This window comes from Streptomyces sp. NPDC051740 (assembly GCF_044453165.1).
Classification (GTDB): Bacteria; Actinomycetota; Actinomycetes; order Streptomycetales; family Streptomycetaceae; genus Streptomyces; species Streptomyces atrovirens.
This window is the reverse complement of the sequence record NZ_JBITCL010000008.1, coordinates 61,236-75,379: the sequence shown is the minus strand read 5'-3', so window position 1 is coordinate 75,379 and position 14,144 is coordinate 61,236. Positions and strand designations below refer to the sequence as shown.

Genomic DNA, 14,144 nt, shown 5'->3' with positions numbered 1-14,144 from the left:
TTCACTACATATCCGCAGGTCAAAGCGTTATCCACAGGCTGCCCCGGTGAGCGGAGGATCTGCCTACCATGGCCTGACCGCCATCCGCGGCACGGTGCGGACGGCCAGCGAGGGGGGAAGTGGCACATGACCCGTTTCACACGGTGGACGGCCCTGGCGGTCGCCACCGCGCTGCTGACGGCAGGCTGCAGCGGCGGCGGCTCGTCGGACGGCGACTCCGGCAATGACGACGGCGAGAGCGGCGGGACGGCGCTCGACTGGGGGCGCTGCCAGGCCTCCGAGGACGCCCCCGCACCGGACGAGGAGTGGCAGTGCGCCACCCTCAGGGTGCCGCTGGACTGGTCGAAGCCGGACGGCTCCACGATCGGGCTCGCGCTGATCCGGGCCGAGGCCACGGGCGACGACCGCCTGGGCTCACTGCTGTTCAACTTCGGCGGGCCGGGCGGGTCCGGCGTGTCGATGATGCCGTCCTACGCCACCACGGCCTCCGAGCTGCGCGAGCGGTACGACCTGGTGAGCTTCGATCCGCGCGGGGTCGCCGCCAGCGAGGGCGTCCGCTGCCGCGACGACAAGAGCATCCAGGCCGCCGAGTCGTCGGTGGACGGCACCCCGGACACACCGGTCGAGGAGCGGACGTTCCTCCAGGACGCCACCGACTTCGGCAAGGGCTGTCAGGACGCCGCCGGGAAACTGATGGCCCACGTCTCGACCACCGACACCGCTCGCGACATGGACCGCATCCGGCAGGCCCTCGGCGACGACCGGCTGAACTACTTCGGCATCTCCTACGGCACCGAGCTGGGCGGTGTCTACGCCCATCTGTTCCCGAAGAAGGTGGGACGGATGACGCTCGACGCGGTGGTCGACCCCAGCGCCGACACCGTGGGCCACGCCAAGAACCAGACCCGGGGCTTCCAGACGGCCCTCGACAACTACCTGAAGTCCACCGGGCGGGACCCCGAAGAGGGTTCGCGGGAGATCGCGGAGCTGCTGGAGCGGATCGACTCCGACCCGCTGCCGACGTCGTCGTCCGGGCGCGAGCTGACGCAGACGCTGGCACTGACCGGCATCATCCTGCCGCTGTACAGCAAGACCAGCTGGCCGGTGCTGACCAGCGCGCTGGAGGCGGCCGAGGAGGGCGACGGCACGGAGCTGCTGGCGCTGGCCGACAACTACAACGAACGCGACCCCTCGGGGAGCTACGGCACGACGACCCACTCCCAGCGGGTCATATCGTGCCTGGACGACGAGCAGCGGCCGACCCTGGAGGAGGCGAAGGAGCTGCTGCCCGAGTTCGAGGAGCTCTCGCCCGTGTTCGGGTCCTTCCTCGGCTGGGACACGGCCGGCTGGTGCCACGACTGGCCGGTTCCCGGCCAGTTCGACACCCCGGAGGTGAGCGCGCCGGGCGCGGCGCCGGTCCTGGTCGTGGGCAACACCGGCGACCCGGCTACACCGTACGAGGGTGCCCGGAAGATGGCGGACGAGCTGGGCGAGGACGTCGGTGTGGTGCTCACCTGGAAGGGCGAGGGCCATGGCGCGTACGGCAGCGGGAGCGACTGTGTCGACTCCACTGTGGACGCCTATCTGCTGGACGGCACTGTGCCCGAGGACGGCAAGACCTGCTCATGACGACGACGGGGGCTCCGCGCACTCGTGGTGCCCGGAGCCCCCGCGTCGGCTCGCGTTCGTACCGGGGCCGGTCAGTAGACCGGCTTCTCCGGCTCGATCTGGTTGACCCAGCCGATCACGCCGCCGCCCACGTGGACGGCGTCGGCGAAGCCCGCGGACTTCAGGACGGCGAGGACTTCCGCACTGCGGACACCCGTCTTGCAGTTCAAGACGATCTTCTTGTCCTGCGGCAGGCTCTCCAGGGCGTTGCCCATGAGGAACTCGTTCTTGGGGATCAGGCGGGCGCCCGGGATGGACACGATCTCGAACTCGTTCGGCTCGCGGACGTCGATGAGCTCGATGCTCTCGCCGTCGTCGATCCACTCCTTGAGCTGCTTGGGAGTGATCGTGGAGTCGGCCGCCGCCGCCTGGGCCTCCTCGGAGACGACGCCGCAGAAGGCCTCGTAGTCGATGAGCTCGGTGACGGTCGGGTTGTCGCCGCAGATCGCGCAGTCGGGGTCCTTGCGGACCTTGACCTGGCGGTACTGCATCTCCAGGGCGTCGTAGATCATGAGCCGGCCGACCAGCGGCTCACCGATGCCGGCGAGGAGCTTGATCGCCTCGTTGGCCTGGATGGAGCCGATGGACGCGCACAGCACGCCCAGGACGCCGCCCTCGGCGCAGGAGGGGACCATGCCGGGGGGCGGCGGCTCCGGGTAGAGGCAGCGGTAGCAGGGGCCGTGCTCGGACCAGAAGACCGACGCCTGGCCGTCGAAGCGGTAGATCGAGCCCCACACGTACGGCTTGTTCAGCAGCACGCAGGCGTCGTTGACCAGGTAGCGGGTCGCGAAGTTGTCCGTGCCGTCGACGATCAGGTCGTACTGGCTGAACAGGTCCATCACGTTGTCGGCCTCGAGCCGCTCCTCGTGGAGGACCACGTTCACGTACGGGTTGATGCCCTTGATCGTGTCACGCGCGGATTCGGCCTTGGGGCGGCCGATGTCGGACTGGCTGTGGATGATCTGGCGCTGCAGGTTCGACTCGTCGACCTCGTCGAACTCCACGATGCCGAGCGTGCCCACGCCCGCCGCGGCCATGTACATCAGACCGGGCGAGCCCAGGCCGCCGGCGCCCACGAAGAGCACCTTGGCGTTCTTCAGCCGCTTCTGCCCGTCCATGCCCACGTCGGGGATGATCAGGTGGCGGGAGTACCTGCGGACCTCGTCTACGGTGAGCTCGGGGGCCGGCTCGACCAGGGGTGGCAACGACACGGGGACTCCGTTGGTCGGTCAATCACTACGGTTGTTCTTCGCCTAACAGTGCCATGGCCTTTTTCATTCCGAGACACCCGTTCCGATAAGCGAGACGATGTCGTCCCAGTAGCCGGGCAGGGGCTCCCAGGGGGCGGTGCGGGCGCGGTGACCCGTGGGGTGGGTGCGGTCCGTGAAGTAGATCGTCGCGGCGCCCTGCCAGCGGGCGATGCGCAGGGCCTCTTCCAGGTGCGGGCCGGGCACTCCGTGCACGAAGTGGCAGAAGCGTTCGGGCGGGTGGTCGGCGGTCCACTCCGCCACCTGCGACCAGCGGTAGTCGTTCCACGGGCCGGAGAAGGTGACCAGCTGGTCGGCGTGTTCGGCGTATCCCGGATACGGGTGGGTGCCGTGGCCGAGGACGATGTGGGCGTCATGGAGCGCCCGGAGTGCGGCGGTCGTGCGCCGGACCTCGGGGAGTGCGGCTCGGTCGGCGGGACAGCGGTCCAGCAGGAAGCCGTCGACCTGGTACCAGTCCATGAAGCGGTGGGCGTCCGAGAGCACCTCGCCGAACGTACGGAGGCCGTACGCCGCGTCGAGGCGGCCGAGGACGCGGACACCGGCGTTGCGGAGACGGCCGGCCGCTTCCAGGCACCGCGGGTCGGGTTGGGTGCCGGGGCCGTCGGCCACGTCGAGGACGACCCAGTGCAGAGGGATGCCCGGGCGGGTGAGTTCGCTCCACTCGGTCGGGGCAACGAGGGGGTGCGCGAGGCCGGGAACGCCGAAGCCCGTACGGACGTCGGTGCTCGCCGTACCGGCTTTGACGCTGGTCAGATACGGCATGCCGCCTCCATCCAGATGTCGGCGAGGGACTCCTCGAGGTTGATCCGGGGGCGCCAGCCGAGGCGGTCGCGGGCGGTGCGGACGTCGGCCTGCTGCCAGCTGCCGCAGCCGTCGGGGTACGGGAAGGCGACGGGGGTGGTGATGTGGTGATGGTCGGGGTCGGGGCGGGGGTGGCCGATCGTGGTGCGGACGGGGGTGGTGGAGTGAGATGTGTGGGCGGGGTGGGGTACGTGCGGTGGGTGCGGGCCCGGGGGGGTGTCCAGTTCGTTGAGGGCGCCGCCGTAGCCGGCCACCCTGGCGAGGATTCCGGCGGCGTCACGGAGGCGGACGGCTCGGCCCGAGCCGATGTTGATGACGCCCTGCGCGGCGGAGAGGGAGGCGGCGTGGACGGCGCGGGCCACGTCGCGGACGTCGATGAAGTCCCGTTGCGCGCCGAGACCGCCGAGCTTCAGCTCGCTGTCGCCGGACTGCATGGCGCGGCGCATCGCCTCGGCGAGACGGCCGAGGGGGGAGCCGGCGGGGGTGCCGGGGCCGACGGGTGAGAAGACCCGGAGGACCACGGCGTCCAGGCCGGAGCCGAGGACCAGCTCGGTGGCGGCGAGTTTGCTGACACCGTAGGGGCCGCCGGGGCGGGGGACGGCGTCCTCCGCCGTGGACGAGCCGGGCTGGCTGGGGCCGTACTCCGAGCCGCAGCCGATCTGTACGAGCCGTGCGCCGCAGCCGCTGCGGCGGAGGGCCTCGCAGACGGTGGCCACGGCGACGGTGTTGTGCCGGGTGAGCTCGCGGGCGCCGCCTCTCGTGGTGCCGGCGCAGTTGACGACCACGCCGGGGTGGACGGCGTCGAGGAAGCGGGTGAGGGCGCCGGGGCTGCCGGTGGCGAGGTCGAAGCGGACGTCGGCGTCGTCGCCGCGGCCGAGGGCGGTGAGCTGGACGGCGGGGTCGGCGAGGAGGCGGTCGGCCACGAAGCGGCCGATGTAACCGTTGGCTCCGATCAGGAGGACTCTCATCGGGCGACTCCTTCGGCGTCCGGGGTGGTCATGTGGGGTTCTCCTTCAGATGTCGGTGCGGGTGTGAGTACGAGTACGAGTACGAGTGCGTTGTTGCTGCGGCGCGGGCGCCTACGGACGGTGGGTGGGGCGGGGCCGCGTCGGGGGTGTCCGTCCTCGGACTGGCGCGGAATCGGCCTGCTGGAGGGGGTGCGGGATGCGGACGCGCCAGCCGCTGCGGGCGGCCACCCCCGCCCCGTCCCCTCCGCGCCGTACGCGGCTGCCCGTCGCGTGGACCGCGGGCAGTCGTGCCTCCCTCAGTGTCTTAAGGGCCTGGGGGGTGCCCCCAGGGCGGCACGGGTGGGTGCGACGGCGCCCCGCAAGCGCCGGGCAACGCGACCCGCCCCCGGACCACATCAACGCGCGCGACGTCACTGTCGTGGCTCCGGGCTGATGTGCGCCGAGGCTCGGGGGAGTTTGCGGGAGGCGTGGATCAGCAGGGTCAGTGCCGCTGTCCCGCAGGTGAGGGTGGGGAGGGCGGCGGGGTTCCAGGCCGCGGTCAGGGTCTGGACCGGGGTGGCCAGGGCGTCGCAGCCGGGGAGCCGGGCCGCGAAGAGCGTGGCCAGGGCCGTCGCCTGGGTGGTCGCCGTGACCGTGAGGATCACCTTCGGCGCGTGGGTGAAGCCGTGGATCGTGAGGAGGCGGGCCAGGAAGAGGAGGCCGCCCAGGGCGAGTGCCGGGGGCAGGGCGAGGGGCTCGTCGAGGAGCGCGGACGTCGTAGTGAGCAGAACGGCCACCGCACCCAGGAACAGGACGAACACGCCGATGAGTGCGGGTCTTACGGAAGCCGAGAAGTCCTCCAGACCACGGCTCGACGCCAGCCTGCGGCGGACCCGGGCGGCGAAGAGGCGGGCCGTCCAGGCGGCGGGCGCGCAGGACAGGGCGAGCGCCACGACCGGGGCGACGGTGAGCGGCCAGTCCCCTTCCGCCGTGCCGTCGGGCGGACCGTCGGGGCCGCCGGTGACCGCCGTACCGAGCAGGCCGTCGCCCAGGAGGGCGTAGCCGAGGAGCCAGCAGGTCCAGGACGCCGTGGCGGAGCGGGGCGGGATGTCGGACCGGGCGCTCAGCGGGCCCCGGCGCAGTGCCGCGCGCAGGGCGAGGGTGACGGCCAGGATGCCGGTGGCCGCCGCGTAGAGGCGGGGCTGACCGTGGGTGAGGCGCAGGGCGATCACCGTCGCCACGCACAGGGCGCCGGGGAGCAGGGTGAGGACGGTCCAGCCGGCGCGTGGCCTCGGACCCGTGGTGGCCGGGGCGGGTCGAGGTGGTGTGTCGTCGCGGGGGACCCTGGCGTAGAGCTCCTCCGCGAGGGAGAAGACGTCGCGGTGGCGGAAGCGGGCGGCGGTCCGGTCGGTGATGCCGTGGGCCTCCAGGCCCGCCGCGATCTCCAGGGGGTCCACCGCCTGTTCGCACAGATCGCGGTGGCGGTGCAGCAACGCCTTGACCGGGTCGGCCGCGCCGGGCGGAGTGCTGCGGTTCAGTTCACCGAGGTCGGTCATCGGGCTGTCTCCGTCGCGGGTACCGGGGCGTCCATGGCCCACGCGGGGACGGCGCGGGGGGCGGGGTCGGTCCAGTGGCCGGGGACGTGGGCCTCGGCGGGGGTGGCGAACGGCAGGGGGGCGCCGGTGCCGTCGAGGAGGGGGCGGTGGACCGGTGTGCGCGCGACGATCTCCAGGTAGATGCCGTGGAAGGCGGAGATGTTCTGGTCGACGGTGAACAGCTCGAGTGCGCGGGCGCGCGCGGCGGCGCCGAGGCGTACGCGGCGCTCGGGGTCGCGCAGCAGGGAGACGCACGCCTCGGCGAGCGCCCGCGGATTGCGCGGCGGTACGACGAGACCGGTGCCGCCGATGGCCTCCACGACCGCGCCGACGTCCGTGGAGACCGTCGCGCGCCCGCAGAGCATCGCCTCGACGAGGCCGGCCGGGAAGCCCTCGACGACGCTGGAGAGGACGGTCACGGCGCCCGAGGCGTACGCGTCGGCGGGGGTGGGCAGCTCCGGGCCGCCGATCCGTTCGAAGGACACCGGGTCGGCGCCCACGGAGTGCGGGCCCTCGGCCTCGTCCGGGAAGAGCCGCGCGGCCAGTGCCTCGCAGTGGCCGAGGTAGGCGGCGCCCTCCGGGTCCGCCGGGGCGCCGATGACCCGCAGCCGGGTCTTCGGCTCCTCCTTGCGGATCTCCGCGAAGGCGTGCAGCAGCGAGACCAGGTCCTTCGCGGGCTCCACCCGGCCGACCCAGACGAGGGTGTGCGGGTCCGCGCTCTCCGGGGACTCCCCCGCCTCCGCGAAGGGCGCGGCGTCCATGCCGGGGTACACCGTGCGGAGCTTCGCCCGGTCGGCGCCGCAGCGCTCCTGCCAGCGGCGGGCATGCGTGTTGCCCGGTGTGATGAACGCGGCCCGGCGGTAGGTCTCGGCGGCGAGCCTGCCGTGGAAGGCGGCGAGCAGGGAGCGGACCGCGGGTGAGGCGTCCGGGCGGGTGAGGTAGTGCGTCCGCAGGCGTACGCCGTACTCGGTGACGAGGAGGGGGACGCCGAAGAAGTGGTGGGCGAGCAGACCGGGAAGGGCCGTCACTCCGCCGGCGGCGGCGTGGCACAGGTCCACCGCGCCCAGCCCGTCCTCCTCGTACCAGTCGAGCGAGAGGGGGCGCAGGGCGCGCTCCAGGTGGGCGGCGACGGCCAGCAGATCGGGTACGCGGGCCTCACGCGCCGTCCGTAGGGCGCCGGGCGCGCGACAGGCGCGCTCCAGGGCGCGTACGGCTGTCTCGGAGCGGAGTGCGGCCACCAGACCGCCTTCGTCGCGGGCGAGTTCGGCGAGGCCCCGGAGCGCGGTGGCGAAACGGTCCGCCTCGGGTGTCGCGGGGCCCGGGTCGGGGGCGGTGGGGTCCGTCGCGGCGCAGAGGGCGGCGGCCAGTTCGCCGTAGTGCTCCGAGAAGCGCCGGCGTGCGCGGCGGCCATGCACCACCCCGTCGTCCTCGGCCGCCCACAGCGGTGCGGTGCGGACCCGGCCGACCTGGGGCGGCAGCGGGACCCAGCCCGCGTCCTCCTGGGCTTCGCCGCTGCTGAACGCGTAGACGTCGAACTCGTGCCGGTCGAGTCCGCGCACCAAGCGGTCGCACCAGAGTCCGCCCTCACCGCCCACGTACGGATAACCACCCTCCGTAAGTAGTCCGATGCGCACGTGTGCACCCCCGATCTCCCGTATGGGGAGCCGCCGTTGGTCCGGCGGCTCGTAGCGGGACGAACGTATGCGGACAAGGAGGTGGCGTGATGGACGGTTGTCCATCACGCCACCAGAAGGGGTGAACGGGCGTAACTTTCCCGTGCGGGGCGCGTTCGGCCGCGCTAGGCGATCAGCTCTTCGGGTACGGCCATGCGTTCGGGCGGCAGCTGATTCCGTCGTGGTCGAGGAACTTGGTCTGCTGCTGCATCACCGGGGCCAGGTCGCCGTCCTTGTCACAGGTGACGTGGTTGAAGCCCAGGCGGTGGCCGACCTCGTGGTTGATCAGCATCTGACGGTAGGCGTGGATCTTGTCGCCATAGGTGTCCGCTCCCTGCGCCCAGCGGTCCGCGTTGATCATCACGCGCTGGGTGGCCGCCGAGTCGCAGGAGACGTTGTCCACGGTGGTGTCCAGGCCGGACTTGGCGCACCAGTCCGCGGTCGTGTCGGGACCGGCGAGGGTGATCACGAAATCGACCTCGCCGGAGTGGACGCGCTCGAAGGTGCGCGCGCCGTTGTGCGCCCAGCTGCGGTTGTCGTTGAGCGTCTTCTGGACCGCCTCGGCGAAGAGTTCGCCGTCGAGGCCGAGTCCCTGCTCCACGTCGACGCGGTAGGTGACCTTCTGCCCCTTGCCCGGAGCCTCGTCGATGCCGGGGACCGCGTCGAACTTCCCCGTGCCTCCGCGCGCGGCGCTCAGCGGGTACTTCTTGTCCATCTTCTGCTCGTACGTCAGCGGTTCGGCGCTGGGTACGGAGGGCGTCTCCCGGTCGTCCCCGCGCGAGGCGGAATCCCGGACGTCGCGCGCCTGCTCACCGGTGGCCTGCGTCTGTACGCCGCCGGTGCTGTCGCGTTCGTCGGCGACCTGCCCGGCCACGACGACGGCCAGCACGGTCGTGACGGCGGCGGCCGCGATACCGGTGAACGTCCGCCCCTTGCCACCCTTGGCCGGCGTGGGCTGCCCGGTCGGCGGCGCGTCGTCGTCATGGCCTTCGGGACCGGCGGGGATGCCGGTGGCCGGGGCGGCGCTCCAGTCGGTGACGGCGGCGTAGGGGTCCGCGGGGCCCGGCGGGCGGGGCGCGGAGGCGGACGGGCGCGGGGAGAAGCGGTCGGTGGCCGCACCGAAGGCGTCGAGGTAGTCCTGGCGCGGTCCTCCGGGAGGCGCCTGCCGCTGCCGCGGGAGGGGCGCGCCCGGCCCCGCCGGCACGCCGTACCCGGCTCCGGCCGCCGTACGACCGTCCGACGCCCCCCAGCCACCCCCGGGCTCCCGCTGCTCCGGATGCCCACCACGGGCCTGGTGGACGCCATGGGCGGGGGTTCCGTCGGGAAGCCGGGAAACCCCGCGCGCGGGAGTCCCGTCGGGCAGCCGGGGAAAGCCGTGCGCCGGGGTTCCGTCCGGCAGACTCGGGACGCCGCCCTGCGCGGGCGCGCCGTCCGGGAGCCATCCGTCCGGCAGGCGCGGGACACCGTGCGCGGGAGTCCCGTCCGGGAAACGCGGGACGCCGTGCGTAGGCGTGCCGTCCGGGAAACGCGGGACACCGTGCGCGGGTGTCCCGTCCGGGAAGCGTGGTGCTCCGCCGGCCTGTGTTCCGTATCCCGCTCCCGCCGTTCCGTACGTCGGAGGAGTCCCGTAACCCCGGGTCGGGCCCTGCTGCGGCGGAGGCGCGGGCGTCCGGCGCGGGGCCGGGCCGTTCGTCTGCCGCGGTCTGCCCGCCTGTCCGGATCCTGACGAATCGCCAGGCGCCGAACGGTCTTCCCGTACGGCGCTCTTGTCCGCGGTGTCGCCCTTCGGGGCGGGTCCGCGGCGGCTGTGGCGTCCCACGTCGCGCCTCAGCCCCTCATGTTCTCGGTGGTGGTCTCCCCACCGGTGTCGGCGGGTGAGCCCGGAGCGCCCTGCGCGTCCGGCTCATCAGTATCCCCCTGATCCGCCGAATCCGTTGTATCCGCGAGGAGTTCGCGGAAGGCGAGGGCCACCGTCCCGGGGTATTCCATCATCGCGACGTGCCCCGCGTCCGGGATCGTCACCAGCCGGCAGTCCCGGAAGGCGCGCGCCGACCGCTGGGCCATGCGGAAGCCGACGAGCTGGTCCCGGCCGCCGTAGACGAGCAGGGTCGGCGCGAGCACCCGCTCGGCCTGGCGCCACAGTCCGTGCTGGCCGCCCAGCGTGTACGCGTTGACGAGCCCCCGCGCGGAGCGTGCCATCGCGTCCCAGAAGTACGGCAGCCGCAGCCGCCGCTCCATCTCCTGTACGGCGTTGCGGAACCCTTCCGGCGACACCCGCGCGGGGTCGCCGTAGCAGAGCCGCAGCACGCCCCGGACGCGCTGTTCCGCCGTCCACTCGCGGGTGATCCGGGTGAACAGCGGTGCGATGCCGGGCACCGCCAGCAGTCCCGTGGGGACGGCGGTGCGCTGCACCCGCAGTTCCGGCAGGGCCGGTGACACGAGCGTGAGGGTGCGGACGAGGTCGGGGCGTACGGCGGCGACACGGGTCGAGACCGCGCCGCCGAGCGAGTTGCCGAAGAGGTGCACCGGGCCGCGGCCGGTCGCGTCGAGATAACGGATCACCGCGCGTGCGTGCGCGCTGATGGAGTAGTCGCCGTCGTCCGGCGGTGGGGAGTCGCCGAAGCCCGGCAGGTCGACGGCCTCGCTGTCGACGACGTCGTCCAGCAGCGGCATGAGCGCCGACCAGTTCAGCGAGGAACCACCCAGTCCGTGGACGTGGAGGGCGGGGGGCAGCCCCTTCCGCGCGGGCGGCCGGGACCGTACCGACAGGGTGATCCCGGGCAGCTCCACCGACCTGAGCCGCTCGCCCTCCGCGACCCTGACCGCCGCCACCTCGGGAAGCACGTTTGCGGGCGGCACGGACGGCAGCTCGGTCGAAGACATGCGGCAATGTTACGAGACGATCACGTACTGGCTCATGTGTTCGCCGTCACAAGCCGCCACAAGGGCACAAGAGGGCTCCGCACCGCCGCAAGGGGCGGAGCCTGCCGTGCGCTCCCTGTCACGCCCCGGTCGCGGATCGCATGGCGTCCGGATCGGGTGTCTCCTAGGCTCGTAAGAAGGGCACCCGCATATGGGCCCCCGCAGTTCTCGGGGGCGTTCGCAGCAGATGTTCGCAGGAAGGGAGCCCGGCATGGCCGTAGATCCGACCGACCCCGAGACGTTCGTGGAGGACGAGGACGCCCATGAGGGCGAGGAGTTCGACGTCGAGGCGCCCGAGGTCGACGCGGCCGAGCAGCACGCGGAGGTGAAGCCGGACCGCGACGACCCGATGACCGGCGTCGATCCCGACCGCGCCAACGAGGCGGACCTGATGGAACAGGCCAGGATCGTCTCCCTCGACGAGGACGACTACCGGTGACGAGCGCACCGACGAGAACCGTCGTCGAGCAGTGAGGAGGAAACTTCTTGCCCGCTCTGACAGCTTTTGAAACCGTCCGTATGGCTTTCACCGCCGTCCGGTCCGTGAAATTCTGCGCTCTCACCGCGCACACCACGGTTACCGAAAAGTACGATGGCGGCGCGGCTCACACCGCACGTGGACGACAATGGGAGGCGGCGTGACAGCCATCGAGCAGACAGACGCGGTACGCCCGAGGGGTACACGCCTGCCACGCCGTGCCCGACGGAACCAGCTGCTGGGCGCCGCCCAGGAAGTCTTCGTCGCGCAGGGCTATCACGCGGCCGCGATGGACGACATCGCCGAGCGCGCGGGCGTCAGCAAGCCGGTGCTCTACCAGCACTTCCCGGGCAAGCTGGATCTGTACCTCGCCCTGCTGGACCAGCACTGCGAGGCCCTGATCCAGTCGGTGCGGCACGCGCTGGCGTCGACGTCGGACAACAAGCAGCGCGTACGGGCGACCATGGACGCCTACTTCACGTACGTCGAGGACGACGGCGGCGCGTTCCGCCTGGTCTTCGAGTCGGACCTGACGAACGAGCCCGCCGTGCGCGAGCGCGTCGACAAGGTGACCAACGAGTGCGCGGAGGCGATCTGCGACGTGATCGCCGAGGACACCGGGCTGTCGCGGGCGGAGTCGATGCTGCTCGCCTCGGGGCTCGGCGGTCTCGCCCAGGTGGTGGCGCGGTCCTGGCTGCACAGTGACCGCAGCGTGCCGCGCGACCAGGCGGTGCAGCTGCTGGCCTCGCTGGCCTGGCGGGGCATCGCGGGATTCCCGCTGCACGGCAACGAACAGCACCACTGAGGAAGGCGGGCGGACACCGGCGGCCGTTTGTTCCCGTCGGCTGTTCGCTCCTGGCGTTGCCGGGCGCAGCGTGTACGTCCCCTCACCGGGCTAATGTGTGCTGGTACGGCGCGGAAGGTCGCGCACTTCACTGACCGTCGGAGGGACATAGCCGTGGAGGTCAAGATCGGCGTGCAGCACGCGCCCCGCGAGATCGTTCTGGAGAGCGGTCAGAGCGCCGAGGAGGTCGAGCGCGTGGTGGCCGAGGCGCTGGCCGGGAAGTCGCAGCTGCTGAGCCTCGTGGACGAGCACGGCCGCAAGATCCTGGTCCCGGCCGACCGTCTCGCCTACGTCGAGATCGGCGAGCCGGCCCCGCGCAAGGTGGGCTTCGGCGCGCTGTAGGCGCGACCGGCAGTCGAATGGTCGTGTGAAGGGCCCGGCGGTACGAGACCGCCGGGCCCTTCGCGTGTTCACGGACGGCGCACAGGTCCCCCACAAGGGAGGATTGGGTTCCGCAGGTCAGGGGTAAACCGGGCTACGACCGATGTGAGCAGGCCGGCCATGTGGGAGGGACCCCGACATGCTCTTGGAAGCGCTCAGCTCCGCGATCCTCGGCCTGGCTCTGGCGTGGGTGGCCGTCCGCCGCCTGCCGCATCGTCTTCCCGCCCGCGCCCTGGTCCTGCCGACCGGTGTGGCCGGGGCGCTGTTCGGCGCCTTCCTCATGCACACCGCGCTGGACGCCGGCAGCCTGCTGACGGTGCTGCTCGGGGCGGTGATCGTGTCCGTGGCGTCGCTGTCGCTGCTGCTGCGGCCGGCGGGAAGACTGCGCCGGTCGGCGACCGCGTGAGCGGTCGCCGGTGGCGGCGCCGGGGGGTGAACCGGTCCGGGGCGGCGCCCCGAGGCGGCGTCCGGACGCTGCCCGGGCCCGCAGGCCCCGGCGCCCTCCTCCGTCTTGCGGCACACGGCACCGGAACCTGATCGGCTCGACCGTGGTGCCGCAGGAGCGTCCCCGTGGTTCCACGTCCCGCGTTGCCCGGGCGGCTGAACGTTCTCTCGCCCCCGCCGCCCCTTCCCTTCCCGTCCCTGGGGGCTCCGCCCCCAGACCCCCTTGCGCCCGCGCGGCGGAGCCGCATGTCGGCGCAGCCCCGCGTCCCCAGGGGGTCAGCCCTACTTCTCGCCCGCGCGGCGGAGCCGCATGTCGGCGCAGCCCCGCGTCCCTTCAGGGCCAGGCCTACGCCGCCAGTCCCAGTGCCGCCATCCGCTTGGTGTGGGCCTCGGTGATGCGGGAGAACATCTTGCCGACCTCGGCGAGGTCGAAGCCGTCCGCGACGCCGCCCACGAGCATGGTCGACAGCGCGTCCCGGTCGGCGACCACCCGCTGGGACTGCGACAGCGCCTCGCCCATCAGCCGCCGCGCCCACAGCGCGAGCCGTCCGCCCACGCGCGGGTCCGCGTCGATCGCGGCGCGCACCTTCTCGACGGCGAAGCCGCCGTGGCCGGTGTCGTCGAGCACGGCCAGCACCAGGGCGCGGGTGTCGGAGTCCAGGCGGGCCGCGACCTCGCGGTAGAAGTCGCTGGCGATGGAGTCGCCGACGTACGCCTTGACCAGCCCCTCCAGCCAGTCGGAGGGCGCCGTCTGCTTGTGGAAACCGTCGTACGCGGCGACGAACGGCTCCATCGCGAGCGTCGGTTCCTCGCCGATCCCGGCGAGCCGGTCGCGCAGCCGCTCGAAGTGGTGGAACTCGGCCGACGCCATCTTCGCCAGCTCCGCCTTGTCCGCCAGCGTGGGCGCCAGCTTGGCGTCCTCCGCGAGCCGCTCGAACGCCGCCAGCTCGCCGTACGCGAGCGCGCCGAGCAGATCCACGACGGCGGCCCGGTACTGGGGGTCGGCGGAGGCGGCCGCCCAGTCCATGGCGGCGACGCCGGTGGGTCCGGCGGAGGTGTCGGGGGTGTCCGCGGCGTTGTCAGGCTTGTCAGAGCTCGTCATGAAGCGCACAATAGCCCGCTT

Annotated in this window: 13 protein-coding genes; 5 read left to right on the top strand and 8 right to left on the bottom strand. The window is 72.5% G+C overall.

Annotated features, from left to right (window positions below; translation table 11 throughout):
- Positions 1–126 precede the first annotated feature (126 nt).
- Positions 127–1,629, top strand: a complete 1,503-nt coding sequence (locus ACIA6T_RS15590; RefSeq protein ID WP_399447031.1) for an alpha/beta hydrolase — start codon at positions 127–129, stop codon at positions 1,627–1,629.
- A gap of 71 nt (positions 1,630–1,700) precedes the next feature.
- Here the strand turns inward: ACIA6T_RS15590 and moeZ are convergent, their stop codons facing one another.
- The 7 genes from moeZ to ACIA6T_RS15555 form a co-directional block, all read right to left on the bottom strand.
- Entirely contained in the window at positions 1,701–2,879 is a 1,179-nt protein-coding gene (gene moeZ, locus ACIA6T_RS15585) for an adenylyltransferase/sulfurtransferase MoeZ (protein WP_030835051.1), read from the bottom strand.
- A 63-nt stretch (positions 2,880–2,942) separates the two neighbouring features.
- Positions 2,943–3,698, bottom strand: coding sequence for a spherulation-specific family 4 protein (locus ACIA6T_RS15580; RefSeq protein ID WP_399447030.1), 756 nt, complete (start codon positions 3,696–3,698; stop codon positions 2,943–2,945).
- Positions 3,686–4,705 (bottom strand): NAD-dependent epimerase/dehydratase, encoded by a 1,020-nt coding sequence (locus tag ACIA6T_RS15575; RefSeq protein WP_399447029.1) that lies wholly within the window; start codon positions 4,703–4,705, stop codon positions 3,686–3,688. Before ACIA6T_RS15575 ends, ACIA6T_RS15580 begins: the two co-directional genes overlap by 13 nt.
- A 410-nt stretch (positions 4,706–5,115) precedes the next feature.
- Positions 5,116–6,240, bottom strand: a complete 1,125-nt coding sequence (locus ACIA6T_RS15570; protein ID WP_399447028.1) for a hypothetical protein — start codon at positions 6,238–6,240, stop codon at positions 5,116–5,118.
- Positions 6,237–7,913 carry a DUF3492 domain-containing protein gene (locus ACIA6T_RS15565; protein ID WP_399447027.1) on the bottom strand — a complete coding sequence of 559 codons (1,677 nt, stop codon included), beginning with the start codon at positions 7,911–7,913 and terminating at the stop codon, positions 6,237–6,239. Before ACIA6T_RS15565 ends, ACIA6T_RS15570 begins: the two co-directional genes overlap by 4 nt.
- Before the next feature lie 172 nt (positions 7,914–8,085).
- Complete coding sequence (locus ACIA6T_RS15560; RefSeq protein ID WP_399447025.1) at positions 8,086–9,771, bottom strand: DUF3152 domain-containing protein; 1,686 nt, start codon at positions 9,769–9,771, stop codon at positions 8,086–8,088.
- Positions 9,772–9,779: 8 nt separating this feature from the next.
- Positions 9,780–10,835: an alpha/beta fold hydrolase gene (locus tag ACIA6T_RS15555; RefSeq protein ID WP_399447024.1), complete on the bottom strand. Its 1,056-nt coding sequence runs from the start codon at positions 10,833–10,835 to the stop codon at positions 9,780–9,782.
- A 250-nt stretch (positions 10,836–11,085) separates the two neighbouring features.
- Between ACIA6T_RS15555 and ACIA6T_RS15550 the strand changes: the two genes are divergently transcribed.
- From ACIA6T_RS15550 to ACIA6T_RS15535, 4 genes are all read left to right on the top strand, one after another.
- Positions 11,086–11,313, top strand: coding sequence for a hypothetical protein (locus ACIA6T_RS15550; protein WP_399447023.1), 228 nt, complete (start codon positions 11,086–11,088; stop codon positions 11,311–11,313).
- 199 nt (positions 11,314–11,512) lie between these two features.
- Entirely contained in the window at positions 11,513–12,157 is a 645-nt protein-coding gene (locus tag ACIA6T_RS15545) for a TetR/AcrR family transcriptional regulator (protein ID WP_085574399.1), read from the top strand.
- A 153-nt stretch (positions 12,158–12,310) separates the two neighbouring features.
- Positions 12,311–12,538, top strand: a complete 228-nt coding sequence (locus ACIA6T_RS15540; RefSeq protein WP_019522837.1) for a DUF3107 domain-containing protein — start codon at positions 12,311–12,313, stop codon at positions 12,536–12,538.
- A gap of 178 nt (positions 12,539–12,716) precedes the next feature.
- Positions 12,717–12,983: a hypothetical protein gene (locus tag ACIA6T_RS15535; RefSeq protein ID WP_385056068.1), complete on the top strand. Its 267-nt coding sequence runs from the start codon at positions 12,717–12,719 to the stop codon at positions 12,981–12,983.
- A gap of 384 nt (positions 12,984–13,367) precedes the next feature.
- On the opposite strand, the gene ACIA6T_RS15530 is transcribed toward ACIA6T_RS15535, so the two are convergent.
- Positions 13,368–14,123, bottom strand: coding sequence for a ferritin-like domain-containing protein (locus ACIA6T_RS15530; protein WP_085572998.1), 756 nt, complete (start codon positions 14,121–14,123; stop codon positions 13,368–13,370).
- Between the last annotated feature and the right edge of the window lie 21 nt (positions 14,124–14,144).